This window comes from Streptomyces sp. NBC_00637, from assembly GCF_045161545.1.
In the GTDB taxonomy this organism is placed as follows: domain Bacteria; phylum Actinomycetota; class Actinomycetes; order Streptomycetales; family Streptomycetaceae; genus Streptomyces.
On the sequence record NZ_CP109046.1, the window covers coordinates 1,171,800 to 1,184,839 of the forward strand.

The following is a 13,040-nucleotide window of genomic DNA, read 5'->3' on the forward strand; positions in this document are numbered from 1 at the left end:
TCACGCCTCCTTTCCGGGCCCGGCCGGGCCGCCGGCGACGCCCCAGGCGGCGAACTCCAGCTCGTAGCCGAGGGCGGCCAGCACCTCGTCGGCGATGATCTGGTCCTCGTCCGCGGTGCCGCCGGCGATGCCGAGGCCGCCGATGATCTCGCCGTCCTTCTTGATGGTGACGCTGCCCTCGGTCGCCATGATCGGCATGGCCGCGCCCGGGAGCTGGGAGAGCTGTGCGAAGAAGACGGGCTGGCTCTCCTGCCACTTCTTCAGCATCTTGCCGGGCCGCTGCATGACGGCCGCGGTGTACGCCTTGGCGCGGGCGATGTCCGGGGTGAGGGGGCGGGCCCCGTCCGGGCGGCGGATGGCGATGGGGAAGCCGCCGGCGTCCACGACGGCGACGCTCACCGCCTTGCCCACGGCCCGGGCCCGCTCGGTGGCGGCCTCGATGATCTCCTCGGCGGCGGCCAGGGTCAGGCTGCTCATGCTGCTTCCTTCGGTGCGGTGAGGGTGCGGCGCAGACGGGCGACGGCCTCGTTGTAGGCCTGGGGGGTCTCCCAGTACATGGAGTGCGGGGCGCCCGGGACGATCTCCAGATGGGAGCCGGCCAGCAGTTCGTGGGCGCGGGTCACCGTCTTGACGCTCAGTACGGCGTCCTTCTCGCCCGCGAGGAACGCGACCCTGACGCCCGAGGCCTCGATCTCCTCCAGGGAGGGGCCGTCGGTGTCGAGGTTGCGCAGGTCCTGCATCCTGGCCACGTTGAAGGTGCCCATCTGCTGGAACAGGAAGGTGAGGTCGGCGCGCTCCCGCTGGAAGGGCTTGGTCAGCAGGCGGTCGACGACCGGGAGTTTGACGGCCTCCGCGCGGTCGGCCGCGGCCAGCTCCTTGAGCTCGGGATGGCTGATGCCGCCCAGCGAGTGGCCGAGGACCACGCAGGAGACGCGTTCGGGGCGCAGCAGGCCGGCGCGCAGGGCGGCGACCGAGCCGATGGACTGGCCGACCAGCATGACGTCGGTCAGGTCCTCCTGGTCGAGGACGGCGACGACGTCACCGGGGAAGTCCTGGCCGTCGAACTGCGCCATCGACGAGTCGGACTTGCCGAAGCCGCGCAGGTCGACGGTGACCACGGTGAACTCGTCGCGCAGCGCGGCGACCTGCTGCCACCAGGCGGCGTGATGGCCGCCGCTGCCGTGCACGAACAGGATCGCCGGACCGCTGCCATGGCGCTCGTAGTAGAGGGAGGTGCCGTCGGAGTCGGCGAAAGGCATGGGAGTAACTCCTCAGCGGGGAAGCTCAGTCGCGGCGCTTGGCGTGGTGGACGAGCTCGATCATGGTGTGGTCGGGGTCGTGGATGTAGCAGAACTTCGACTGGTTCTCGGGGCGTTCGATGGTCCGCGTGTGCCGGATGCCCAGCTCGTCGAGGTGCGCCATGAAGTCGTCCCAGTCGTCGACCTCGACGGCGAAGTGATAGGGCGCCATGCGCTCCATCTCCTCGACCGGGGTGAAGTGCAGGTCGAAGTTGCCGCGGGTCATGAGGACGACCCGGGTGTTGGACTTGGGCATGATCCGCTTCATGCCGAAGACCTTCGTGTACCACTCGGCGGTGCGGTCGGAGTCGGTGGTGGGGAAGTTGACGTGGTGGATGTAGCGGGGTTCCGCGCTCATGACTGGTGGTTCCCTTCGAGGTGAACGGGGTTGGACAGCACACCGATGCCGCTGATCTCGATCTCGACGGTGTCCCCGGGCTCGATCCGGCAGGTCGACTCGGCGCCCATCCACAGCACGTCGCCGGGCCGCAGGGTGATGTGCTTGGTGATCTCGACGATGAAGTCGAACGGGTCGAAGACCATGTCGCCGGTGGGGAACGAGGCCTGTTCGGCGCCGTTGACCCGCAGGGTGGTCGTCTGGGCCAGGGCGTCGACGTCGGTCTCGATCCACGGCCCCATCGGCTTGAAGGTGTCGCTGTTCTTGCTGCGCCAGAAGGTGCGGTCCTGGTGCTGCCAGGCGCGGGCGCTGACGTCGTTGCCGATGGTCCAGCCGAAGACCGACGTGCGGGCCTCGGCGTAGGAGGCGTGCCGGATCGTCCGGCCGATGACGGCGACGAGTTCGGGCTCGGCCTCGAACCGCCCCTCGACCTCGGCCGGCTTCACGATCGGTGAACGGTGGCCGGTGAGCGCGTTGTTGGCGCGGTAGCCGACCTCGGGTCGGTCCGGCAGGACGGCGGCGGGATTACCGAGCCGGGCCGCGTGCTCGATGTGCCGTGGGTAGTTCAGGCCCACCGCGTAGAACACGGGCGGGATGACGGGCGGCAGCCAGTCGGCCGTGTCGCGCCGGACGGTCCCGACGACCTCGGGGTCACCCTCCAGCGGGGAGCCGGACAGCAGCTCGACGTCCCTCTCCCCCACCCGGCCCCACCGGGCCCGTCCGTCGACCGAGAGTCGCGCGTACCTCACGGCGCCAGCTGGTGGGAGACGCGCTTGGTGACCAGGTAGGCGTCCAGCGCCTCGGGCCCGCCCTCGCGGCCGTAGCCGCTGTCCTTGACGCCGCCGGAGGGCGCCTCGTGGACGGAGCCGCCGCAGTGGTTGAGGGAGAGGATCCCGGCCTCCAGCTCGGCGGACAGCTTCTCGGCGGTCGCGGCGGAGTCGGTGAAACCGTAGGCGGCGAGGCCGTAGGGCAGCGCGTTCGCCGTCGCGAGTGCCTCGTCGAGGTCGCTGAACGGCACGATCGGTGCGATCGGCCCGAACGGCTCCTCGTGCAGCAGCTCGGCGTCCTCGGGGACATCGGTCAGTACGGTCGGCGCGAAGAAGTATCCGGGCCGGTCCGGCCGCTCGCCGCCGGTGAGGATCTTGGCGCCGCGCGCGACGGCGTCGGCGGTGAGCCGCTCCAGGGACTTCAGCCGGCGCTCGTTGGCCAGCGGGCCCATGGTGGTGCCCGGCTCCAGGCCGTCGCCTACGACCACGGTCTCGGCGGCCTTCACGAACGCGGCGGTGAACTCGTCCACGAGGCTCTCGTGGACGAGGAAGCGGCTCGGCGAGGTGCAGACCTGGCCGGCGTTGACGAACTTCGCCCGGGCCGCCTTGCGGGCGGCCTTCACCGGGTCGGCGTCCGCGCAGACGATCACCGGGGCGTGGCCGCCGAGTTCCATCAGCGACGGCTTCATGACCTGGCCCGCCTGCGCGGCCAGCAGCTTGCCGACCGGCACCGAGCCGGTGAAGGCGACCAGGCGGATCACCGGGGAGGCGATCAGCTGGGCGGAGACCTCGGCGGGCTCACCGAAGACGAGGTTGAGCACTCCCGCCGGGAGCCCCGCGTCGATGAAGCAGCGCACCAGTTCCATGGCGGTCGCCGGGGTCTCCTCGGAGGCCTTGATGACGATCGAGCAGCCGGCGGCGAGCGCGGTGGAGATCTTGCGCATCGGGCCGCCCGCCGGGAAGTTCCACGGGACGAAGGCGGCGACCGGTCCGATCGGCTCACGGCGCACGGTCAGTACCGTGCCGGGCTCGGCCGGGATGATCCGGCCGTAGGCGCGGCGGGCGTCGTCGGCGTGCCAGCGCAGGGTGCCGGCCACCCGGCGGGCCTCGCCGGTCGCCTCGGCGAGCGGCTTGCCCTGCTCCAGGGTCATGATCCGCCCGATGGCGGCGGCGCGCTCGGTCAGCAGGTCGGCGGCGGCGTGCAGGATGTCGGTGCGCTCGGCGACGGGCGTCGCGCGCCACGTCCTGAAGCCCGCCGCGGCGCCTTCGAGCGCGCGGTCCAGGTCGGCGGGGGCGGCCAGGGGGACTTCCCCGAGCACCTCCTCGGTGGCCGGGTTCACGATCGGGGCGGTACGTCCGGTGCCGCCCTGGCACCACTCGCCCGCGATGTGGAGGCGGACGGCGGGGTAGCCGTGGTCGGTGGTCATGGGTGGGTGCCCTCTCAGGCTGAGGAGTCGGTGAGGCCGGGTCGGCTCAGGAGGCGGTGGGGGCGTCCTGGTCGCGGTTGGTGCGCAGCGCCCAGATGTGGTGCGGCGGGGTGGTCTCGTGGACGCGGGTCTCGTAGGTGTCGTCGACGCGGTCCATGTCGGCGGCGTACTCGACCCGGCCCCCGCACGGGGCGTGCAGGAAGCGGAAGACGTTCGAGCCGACGGTGTGGCGGCCGAGCCGGCGGGCCTCCCGCCAGCCCTTCTCGATCATGTGGTTGCCGCCCTCGATGACGTCGTCGAAGCCGGGCACCTCGTAGGCGATGTGGTTGACGCCCACCCGGTCCGGGCGGTGGCACAGCAGCATGGTGTGCTGGTCGTCGTCGCCCGGGGCCTGCATGAAGACGCCCATCGGCTCCACGATGTCGGTCGGCCGGAAGCCGAGGACGTCGGTGTAGAAGGCGACGGCCTCGTCCTTGCCCGCCTTGGCGATGTTCAGCGCCACATGGCACATGCGCAGCGGGTACGCGCGCGTGAGCGGTTCCAGGGCGGTGTTCCAGCGGTTGACGCCGCCCGTCGCGTTGGCCGGGCGGGACGCGACGACGACCGGCTTCGGCCGGGCGAGGGTGAGGCCCACACCGAAGCCGCTGAGGTCGGCGGTGTGGAAGACGCCGTCGGCGCTCTCGCGCACCGCGCGCCGCCGGCCGGCGGCCTCGGCCAGGCGGGTCAGCTCCTGTGGGGTGTCGACGCCCCAGACGACCTCGCGCAGGGTGGGGCCGTCCTCCACCGGCGGGGGCAGAAGGGCACCGGGGTCGGTGTCGAGGTGGAGGGTCTGCCCGGTGAGGGTCTCGAACACGGCGTGTTCCCCGGTCCGCTCCACCAGGAACAGACCGAAGTCCTCGAAGAACCGGACGCATTCGTCGAGGTCGTCGATGCCGTAGGTGACCGATTCGATTCTCTGGATTCCCATGGACTCCTCGTTTCCGTGTCGCCTGGTGAGCGTAGGTAGAGGGTGGCCGGGGCCTCAATGGCCCCGGCTCCACCGGATGCGCAACTCTTGGTTGCGCCTGCCGTCGGGGCTACCGGATCGCGGGAATGGGGTTCTGCGAGAACCATTCGGAGAGAAAGTCCAGGAACACGCTGATCTTGCGCGGGGTGTCCTGTCCGGGGCCGTAGATGGCGTACAGCGGACGGTCGGGTACGGCGAGGTCGGGCAGCAGCACCTGCAGGGCGCCGGAGACGAGGTCGTCGTAGGCCGGGCGCTGCGGGAGCAGGGCGATACCCCGTCCGTGCACGGCCGCCTTCTGGAGGGCCAGGTAGGAGTTGGACGAGAAGGCGATGTTGCGGATCTTGTGCAGGGTGCTCGCGTGGCCGTGGCCGATGCGCCAGACCGGGTCGTTGACGTGCACCAGGCAGTCGTGGCCGGCGATGTCGTTGGGATGCTCCAGGCCGCCCTGGCGCTTGATGTAGTCCGCCGAGCCGCACAGCACGAACGGCAGGGAGGAGATCTTCTTCAGGCGGACGCTGGAATCGCGCAGATCCCGTGTGTGGAAAGCGACGTCGAATCCGCTGTCCAGGAAATCGTAGGTGCGGTCGGACATACCGCCGAGTTCGAAACGGACCTGAATTTTCGGGTGGGCCGCGGAAAAGGCGGCGATCGCGTCGCCCAGGTCCAGGCTGCCTATCCATTTCGGGCAGATGATGCTGAGGGTGCCCTCGGCGCGGTCGTGCGAGTCGGCGAGCGCCGCGTCCTGGGCGTCGATCTCGTCGAGGATGCGGGAGGCGAATTCCGCGTACCTCAGCCCCGGCTCGGTGAGGCTCACCGAGCGGGCGGTGCGGTTGACGAGGCGGACCCCCACCTGGCGTTCCAGTTCGGCCACGTGCCGTGACACCAGTGACCCGGAGGAGCCCAGTTTCTTGGCGGCTCCGTTGAAGCTTCCGGCCTGAGCGACAGTGACGAAGCTGTGCATCAGCAGCAGGCGGTCCATGTTTCCTCCGATTGCGGCTCCCGCCCGCGGCGTCGAGAACGGGAGCATTCATGCGGCCCGGGACAGCGGGGCGTCGGCAGGCACCGCTTCCCGGTGGGGCCCTCACTTGGGGCAGTACTGGGGCGCCTCGCCCACGTTGTCCTTGGTGACCAACAGAAGAGGAATGTCGGCAATCTTGTCAACCTTTTCCTTGCCCAGGAGGCCGACGGCGTTCTTGACGGCGGTCTCGCCGATCGTCTTCGCCGAGTTCGCGACCGTGGCGGAGAACACCCCGCTCTTGACGGCGGCGAGCCCCTCGTCCGTCCCGTTCATGGTGACGATCTTGACGTCCTTCGCGCCGGCGGCGTCGAACGCCTTGCGCACGGCGAAGCCCATCTCCTCGTTGGCGACGAACGCGTAGTCGAGGTCGGGGTTGGCCTGGATCATGTTCTCCGCGACGTCCTGGGCCTTCGCCGGGTTGAACATGCCCGGCTGGTTGGCGACGACCTCGGCGGTGGCCGGGAGGGCGCCCTTGAAGCCGCCCACCAGCAAATCGGAGGCCGCGCCCGGGGCCCCGGCCACGATGCCGACCTGGACCTGCTCGGTGCCCGCGTCCTGGGCGATCCACTGCGCGTCCAGGCTGCCGGCCTTCTTGAGGTCGACGACCGCCGCGCCGAGGATGTCGGCGGCGTCGCTGGTGGACACGGAGGTCAGGTAGATCGGTATGCCCGAGGCCTTCGCCTTGGCGATGTCGCCCTTGAGCGCGTCGACGTTGACCGTCTGCACGATCAGCGCGCTCACGTTGCGGGAGATCATGTCCTCGATGTTGGACAGCTCGGTCCCGGCGTTCTGATGGGAGTTGGCCGTGTAGACCTTCGCACCCGAGGTCTTCGCCTGGCCCTCGACGGCTTTCTGCAGACAGCTGTGGAAGTTGGTGTCGCCACCGTTGACGAAGCCGAGGGAGACGCTGTCGGCGCTCCCGCTCCCGCTGTCGCCGTTGCCGCAGCCGGTCAGCACCAGGGAGGAACCGGCGACGGTGGCGAACAGGGCCCTGCGCGAACGGACGGAGAGTCTCATGGTGAAACGCCTTTCAGGAGGCATGGACGAGAGGGGAGGTCAGTGGCGTGCCGAGCCCGAGCGGGCCTTGTGCATCTCGTTGGCGATCGCCGCCACGAGCAGCACGGCGCCGACGGAGACCGGCTGGTAGTTGCTGGAGAAGTCGAGGAGGTTCAGGGCGTTGGCCACCACACCGAGCAGCACCAGGCCGAGGGCGGTGCCGATGACGGTGCCGTGCCCGCCGGCCAGCGAGGTGCCGCCGATGACCACCGCGGCGACCACGGCCAGTTGGAGCGAGAGGCCGGCGGTGCCGCCGGGGCTGGAGGAGCCGAGCCGCGACAGCAGCATCAGGCCGGCGAGTCCGGAGAGGGTGCCGGTGAGGCCGTACAGGGTGAGCTTGCGGGCGGTGACGTTGATGCCGCTGAGGCGGGCCACGTGCTCGTTGCCGCCGATGGCGAAGGCGTCCCGGCCGAACACCGTGAACCGCATGACGAGCGCCGTCACGATCAGCACCAGGACGGCGACGATCAGCAGATACGGCACTCCGAGCACCTTGTCGTTGCCGAGGGCGAACATCCGGGTGCCGATGGAGATGGTGGAGCCGTCGTGGACCAGGAGCGCGACGCCGTCGAGCAGGGTCGCCGAGGCCAGCGTCGCGACGAACGGGGCCACGTTGGTGAAGGTCACCACCAGCCCGTTGACGAGACCGATGGCGGTGCCGAGCAGCAGCGCGACGACGACGGCGTAGCCGGTGGACTGGCCGTCGGCGAGCAGTTTCGCCGAGACGGCCGCCGTGACGGCGACGTTGCTGCCCATGGAGAAGTCCATGCCGCCCGCGGTCATCAACAGGGTGAGCCCCGCGGCGAGTACGGCGTTGACACTCACCTGGCCGAGGATGTTGACGATGTTGCGGTCGGTGGCGAACGTCTCGCTCTGCACGGCGGTGAACACCACGACGAGGACGAGCACGGCGATCAGGCCGGCGTGCGGCAGATCGCGCACCCTGCCCAGGGAGAAACGGGACGTGGGTGCCTCGGGCGGGTCGGACACGCCGGGGGCATCGGAAAGTGTCTTGACGCTCACTGCGCTTGTCCTCCGAGGGCCGTGGCGACGAGTTCGTCGCGGGTGATGGCGGTGATGTCGTGTTCGGCGACGGTGCGGCCGGCGCTCACGACGACGACCCGGTCGGCCAGCCGCATGACCTCCTCGGCGGAGGAGGAGGCGAGCAGGACGGCCACTCCCCGGGAGGCGAGGTCGTCGAGGAGGGTGTGGATGTCGGCCATGGCCGCGATGTCCACGCCGTTGGTGGGGTCCTCCAGGAAGCACGCGGCCGGTGAGGTCTCCAGCCACTTGCCCAGCAGCACCTTCTGCTGGTTGCCGCCCGACAACGCGCTCACCGGCGGGTTCCCGGCCAGCGCCCTGACTCCGTAGCTGTGGCGCAACGGGGCAGCCCGCCGCGCCAGTTGGCCGCGGCGGTGCAGCCGGCGGCGCGCGAACCGGTCGTCGGCGAGCATCAGGTTCTCGTCCAGCGACATGCCCGGGACCAGTCCCAGGGCGCGGCGGTCGCCGGTGACGCAGCGCAGTCCGCTGGCGAGCGAGGCCGGGACCCGCCCCAACGGCACCGGCCGGCCGTCGACGTGCAGATCGCCGCTCTCCGGGCGCTGCCGTCCGGACAGCAGGTCGAACAACCGGGACTGGGCGTCCCCGGCGGGCCCCAGGACGGCGACGATCTCGCCCCTGCGCACCTCGACGGTGAAGTCCCGGATGGCCCGGCCCTGGCTCAACCCCCGTACCGAGAGGCCGACTTCGTCCTTGGGCATGGGACGTTCGGGGCGGGTGGAGACGACGTCCCGGCCGACCATGGCGCGCACCAGTCCCGCGTCGTCCAGTTCGGCGGCGGGCGCGCTCGTCACGACCGCGCCGTCCCGCAGCACGGTGAGGCGGTCTGCGACGGCCATGACCTCGTCGATGTAGTGCGAGATGTAGACGACGGCCACGCCCTCGTCGCGCAGGGTGCGCACCAGGGCGCGGATCCGGTGGGCGTCCTTGGCGCTCAGACACGCGGTCGGCTCGTCCAGGATGAGCACCCGGCCGCCACGCCTGACCTCGCGGGCCACCTCGACCATGGTCTGCTCGGCGACGGTGAGCGAACCGGCGGCGCGCTCCACGTCGATGGCGATCCCCAGGGCTGCGAGGGCCGCGCGGGCCTCCGCCCTGACGGTCTTCCAGCGCACGGCGCGCCCCCGGGTGGGCAGGTCGCCGAGCAGGATGTTCTCGGCCACGCTCAGACCCATCGCCAGCTCGCGGCGCTGCGGCACCGAGGAGATGCCCAGCCTGCGCGCCCTGCGCACGCTCAGCCCGTGCTGCTCCTGCCCGTCGACCTCGATCGTGCCGGCGTCGGGCTGGTGGACGCCGGACAGCACCTGCACGAGGGTCGACTTGCCGGCGCCGTTCATGCCCATCAGGGCGTGCACCTCGCCGGGGTACAGGTCGAGGTCGACGCCTTTCAGCGCGGCCGCCCCGCCGAAGCTCTTGGTGACGCCCCGGGCGCGCAGTACGGCGGTCATGGCCGGTCGCCCTCGGGGGCCACACGTCCGTAGCCGCGGATGTCGGGGAAGGGGGGCTCCTTGTCGGCCTGGAGGTCCACCTGGAAGGTGTTCAGGCACATGCCGAGCATGGTGAAGTTGCCGAGCGCGCCGATGGTGTCCACCAGGCCCTTGGAGCCGAAGTGCTCCAGGGCCGCCGCGAAGGTGGCGTCGGTGACGAAGTGGTCGTCGAGGATCTCCCGGCAGAACCGGTAGAAGGCCTGGTCCACCTCGTTGTCGAAGACCGCCTCGCGCTTCTCGGCGATCGCCTTCACGGCGGCCTCCGGGACGCCGGCCTCGATGGCCTGGTGCACATGGGCGTTCCAGGAGTACTGCGCGTCCCAGTTGCGCGCGGCCATCAGCAGGGTCAGCTCGCGCAGGTGCTTGGGCAGCGAGCAGTCGAAGCGGGCGAACGCCCCGAGCGACTCGGCCCGTTCGCACATCTCCGGGCTGTGCAGCCAGACCCGGAAGGGACCGCGCACCGCGCCACGGCGTCCGGCGATCCGCGCGGCCAGCTCCTGCTGCCGCGCATCCATTTCCTCTTCGTCGAGAACGGGGAGCCTCATCCGGCCGATACCTGCCTTTTCTTTCCGGCGCATTACGGGCACGGGTCGTGAATCCGTGCGGTGCCAGGTGAAGGTACAGCCGTGTCCGACAAGCTCACCCACCTCGGATTGCAACGTAAACCTGCACGCCGGAGGCCCCCCATTCGCCGGACGGCGACCTAACGTCGTCCGACATGACCACCATCATCAAAGTCGCGTCCGTCCCCCCGCTCGACCGGGGCGGGGCTGTCGTGACAACACCGCTCGTCACCACCGCGTCCGCGCACGGGGAGAACCGGATCACGAGCGGGATGAGCGTCTATCCCGTCGGTTCCGGAGCCCCGCTGCACTCGCACAACTGCGACGAGCACGTGACGGTCCTCGAGGGCGAGGCGGAGGTGTGGGTGGACGGCGAGGTGACGAAGCTGGAGCAGTTCGACACCACGTACGTGCCGTCCCCGATCCCGCATCTGTTCCGCAACATCGGCGACCGTCCGCTGCGGATCCTGTGGGTGTACTCCTCGGGCCATGTGACACGCACGTTCACCGAGACCGGCCGCACGGTGGAGCACCTGTCGGCGGAGGACCGGATGGGCTCCGACGACTGAGGACGGCCGGTGACGGCCGCCGACGGCGACGCGGGACGGCCGCCGACGGCCGTCAGCGCACCGACGCCGTGGCCGCCTGCGCGATGACCTCGGCGACCGCGGCCGGCTGCTCGACGAGGAGCAGGTGCCCCGCGTCGGGCACGGTGACCACGCGCACACGCGGGCAGGCCGACAGGCTCTGCCGCTCGTGTGCCGTCAGCCCGATCGCGTCGCGGTCGCCGCGCACCACCCAGGCGGGTACACCGGACGCGCAGAGCCTCGGTACCAGCGAGGGATAGCGGTCCAGGTAGACGTAGTAGTCCCGGACGATCCGGCGACAGAACGCGGGATCGTTGCCGCCCATGACCGCCGCCAGCGCTTCGGCGCGGTGCGGCGGCATTTCGCGTTTCACGGACCGCGGCAGCAGCGCGATCATGGCCGCCCAGGCGGCGGCGCCGAGCCCGGGCACCCGGCCCAGGGCGTTCAGCACCGTCAGGAACGTCGCCTCGTCGCCCCGCGAGAAGGTCGGCGACAGCAGCACCAGCGGGCCCTTGAACAGGCCTTGTGCGGCCATCTCCAGTGCCACGTTCGCGCCGAGACTGTGCCCGACGACCACGTCGCACCCCTCGTCGGCGGCGAGGCCGGCCATCAGCCGGGCGTAGTGCTCCATCGACACGTCCTCGGGCGCCTCGGTGCGGCCGAAGCCCGGCTGGGTCGCCGCGACCAGGCCCAGCCCCGCGACCGCCGGCTCCGCCATCACGTCCGCGTAGAACTCGGTCGTGCACAGTCCGCCCGGGATCAGCAGCACTCGGTGCGGGGCGTCCGACGCGCCCGCCCGGCGGATCTCCCACCGCTCGCCCATACGTCGAGCGTGCGGCCGGACGCCGGCCCCCGCACCTCGTGCGGTGGCCGGCGTCCGTCATGCCCCCGGTGTCTGCCGTGCGCCCGCGCGCTCGCTCAGTGGGCGCCCACCAGCTCCTGGTCGGCGCCGCGCGGGGTCTCCTTCGAGCTGCGCAGCGCGGCGATGCCGATGAAGACCATGGACGACAGGCCGGCGATCGCGAACGAGGTGAAGCCCCAGTCGCCGTGGTTCGAGGCCAGCAGCTGGCCTCCCAGCCACGGGCCGAAGACGGCGCCGAAGCGGCCCATGCCCGAGGTCCAGCCGACGGCCGTGGCCCGGTTGTCCGCGTGGGAGCGGATGGACACCGTCGCGTAGATCATCGTCTGGGCGCTGTTGAGGAAGACGCCGGTGAAGAAGACGACGATCATCGTCACGCTCATCGGCATGTGGACGCTGAGCAGGAACACGCCGGCGGCGGTCAGCGCGAACCAGATCGCGGAGATGCGCGGGGCCCCGAACCGGTCGGCGGCGCGCCCGGCGAGCAGCATGCCCACGATGCCGCCGAGGTTGAAGACGACCACGAAGGACAGGGCCGAGCCCAGCTCGTAGCCCTCGGCACGCATCAGGGTCGGCAGCCAGGTGGCGACGCCGTAGACGAGGAGGAGACCGCCGAAGGAGGCCAGCCAGTAGAGCAGCGTCTGGGTCCACTCACCGCCGCGGAAGAGGTTCTGCAGCGCGTTCCAGCGGTCGGCCGCGCCCTGCTTGCCGGACTTGGCGGCGGGCAGTTCGACGTCGTAGCGGGTGGCCAGCTCGCGGGCCTCGTCGGCGCGGCCCTTGGCGACGAGGAAGCTCAGCGACTCGGGCAGCAGCTTGGCGAGCACCGGGGCGAAGAGCAGCGGGAGCACGCACACCCAGAACGCGGCACGCCAGCCGACCGGGTCGATGAGCCACTTGGCGACGTAGGCGGAGAGGATGCCGCCGGCGTGGTGGGCGGTCATCAGCAGGCCGATGACGATGGCGCCGCGGCCGCGCGGGGCGTAGTCGCTGACCATGCTGATCGCGGTCGGCAGCAGGCCGCCGAGGCCGACGCCCGCCAGGGTCCGGCCGAGGCCGAAGACCTCGATGCTGCCCGCCATCGCGCAGAGGCCGGAGGCCAGCGAGAAGAGGATCACGCAGCCGACCATCAGCTTCTTGCGCCCGACCCGGTCGGCGACGGTGCCCGCCGTGAGGGCGCCGATCAGCATGCCGAAGGTGGCGTAGCTGCCGAGGTCGCCGGCCTTGTCCGGGGTGAGGCCGAAGGTCTTCGTCTCCAGCAGGTGCGGCAGCACCGAGCCGTAGATGAACATGTCGAGGCCGTCGAAGAGCACGGCCAGCCAGCACAGACCGACGACCAGGAGGGCCAGTCTGCTGCCGCGGGCGGACAGAGCGGGGGAGGAGGACATCGTTGTTTTCCTCTCGTCCAGGAGGCGATCCCTGGAGGGGACGAGTGAAGAGGGCCGGCGCGGCTCGTGCGGCTGACCCGGTGTGCGCAAGACGCTAAGGATCCGTCCCGAGAGAGTCAACACTTTTGTCA

General features: G+C 70.8%; 14 protein-coding genes. 1 reads left to right on the top strand and 13 read right to left on the bottom strand.

Annotated features, from left to right (window positions below):
* The 11 genes from OG440_RS05020 to OG440_RS05070 form a co-directional block, all read right to left on the bottom strand.
* Positions 1 to 477 (bottom strand): heme-binding protein, encoded by a 477-nt coding sequence (locus OG440_RS05020; RefSeq protein WP_406005609.1) that lies wholly within the window; start codon positions 475 to 477, stop codon positions 1 to 3.
* The gene (locus OG440_RS05025) at positions 474 to 1,259 is read right to left on the bottom strand and encodes an alpha/beta fold hydrolase (protein WP_406005610.1); all 786 of its coding nucleotides are present in this window, start codon (positions 1,257 to 1,259) and stop codon (positions 474 to 476) included. Before OG440_RS05025 ends, OG440_RS05020 begins: the two co-directional genes overlap by 4 nt.
* Positions 1,260 to 1,284: 25 nt before the next feature.
* A complete protein-coding gene (locus tag OG440_RS05030; protein ID WP_406005611.1) occupies positions 1,285 to 1,656 on the bottom strand; it encodes a VOC family protein in 372 nt (123 codons plus the stop codon).
* A complete protein-coding gene (locus OG440_RS05035; protein ID WP_406005612.1) occupies positions 1,653 to 2,444 on the bottom strand; it encodes a fumarylacetoacetate hydrolase family protein in 792 nt (263 codons plus the stop codon). The genes OG440_RS05030 and OG440_RS05035 overlap by 4 nt, the downstream gene beginning before the upstream one ends.
* Positions 2,441 to 3,889, bottom strand: a complete 1,449-nt coding sequence (locus OG440_RS05040; RefSeq protein WP_406005613.1) for an NAD-dependent succinate-semialdehyde dehydrogenase — start codon at positions 3,887 to 3,889, stop codon at positions 2,441 to 2,443. Before OG440_RS05040 ends, OG440_RS05035 begins: the two co-directional genes overlap by 4 nt.
* 46 nt (positions 3,890 to 3,935) lie before the next feature.
* Positions 3,936 to 4,856 carry a VOC family protein gene (locus tag OG440_RS05045; RefSeq protein WP_406005614.1) on the bottom strand — a complete coding sequence of 307 codons (921 nt, stop codon included), beginning with the start codon at positions 4,854 to 4,856 and terminating at the stop codon, positions 3,936 to 3,938.
* 109 nt (positions 4,857 to 4,965) lie between these two features.
* Positions 4,966 to 5,874: a LysR family transcriptional regulator gene (locus OG440_RS05050; protein WP_406005615.1), complete on the bottom strand. Its 909-nt coding sequence runs from the start codon at positions 5,872 to 5,874 to the stop codon at positions 4,966 to 4,968.
* Between the two features lie 102 nt (positions 5,875 to 5,976).
* Positions 5,977 to 6,930, bottom strand: coding sequence for a sugar ABC transporter substrate-binding protein (locus OG440_RS05055; RefSeq protein WP_406005616.1), 954 nt, complete (start codon positions 6,928 to 6,930; stop codon positions 5,977 to 5,979).
* A 39-nt stretch (positions 6,931 to 6,969) separates the two neighbouring features.
* On the bottom strand, positions 6,970 to 7,992 hold the full coding sequence (locus tag OG440_RS05060) for an ABC transporter permease (RefSeq protein WP_406005617.1): 1,023 nt from the start codon (positions 7,990 to 7,992) through the stop codon (positions 6,970 to 6,972).
* A complete protein-coding gene (locus OG440_RS05065; RefSeq protein ID WP_406005618.1) occupies positions 7,989 to 9,476 on the bottom strand; it encodes a sugar ABC transporter ATP-binding protein in 1,488 nt (495 codons plus the stop codon). The genes OG440_RS05060 and OG440_RS05065 overlap by 4 nt, the downstream gene beginning before the upstream one ends.
* On the bottom strand, positions 9,473 to 10,030 hold the full coding sequence (locus tag OG440_RS05070; protein ID WP_406011256.1) for a carboxymuconolactone decarboxylase family protein: 558 nt from the start codon (positions 10,028 to 10,030) through the stop codon (positions 9,473 to 9,475). Before OG440_RS05070 ends, OG440_RS05065 begins: the two co-directional genes overlap by 4 nt.
* Positions 10,031 to 10,233: 203 nt before the next feature.
* Between OG440_RS05070 and OG440_RS05075 the strand changes: the two genes are divergently transcribed.
* The gene (locus OG440_RS05075) at positions 10,234 to 10,647 is read left to right on the top strand and encodes a cupin domain-containing protein (protein WP_406005619.1); all 414 of its coding nucleotides are present in this window, start codon (positions 10,234 to 10,236) and stop codon (positions 10,645 to 10,647) included.
* A 52-nt stretch (positions 10,648 to 10,699) separates the two neighbouring features.
* Here the strand turns inward: OG440_RS05075 and OG440_RS05080 are convergent, their stop codons facing one another.
* The gene (locus OG440_RS05080; RefSeq protein ID WP_406005620.1) at positions 10,700 to 11,488 is read right to left on the bottom strand and encodes an alpha/beta fold hydrolase; all 789 of its coding nucleotides are present in this window, start codon (positions 11,486 to 11,488) and stop codon (positions 10,700 to 10,702) included.
* A gap of 95 nt (positions 11,489 to 11,583) precedes the next feature.
* Positions 11,584 to 12,909, bottom strand: coding sequence for an MFS transporter (locus tag OG440_RS05085; RefSeq protein ID WP_406005621.1), 1,326 nt, complete (start codon positions 12,907 to 12,909; stop codon positions 11,584 to 11,586).
* Positions 12,910 to 13,040: the final 131 nt, after the last annotated feature.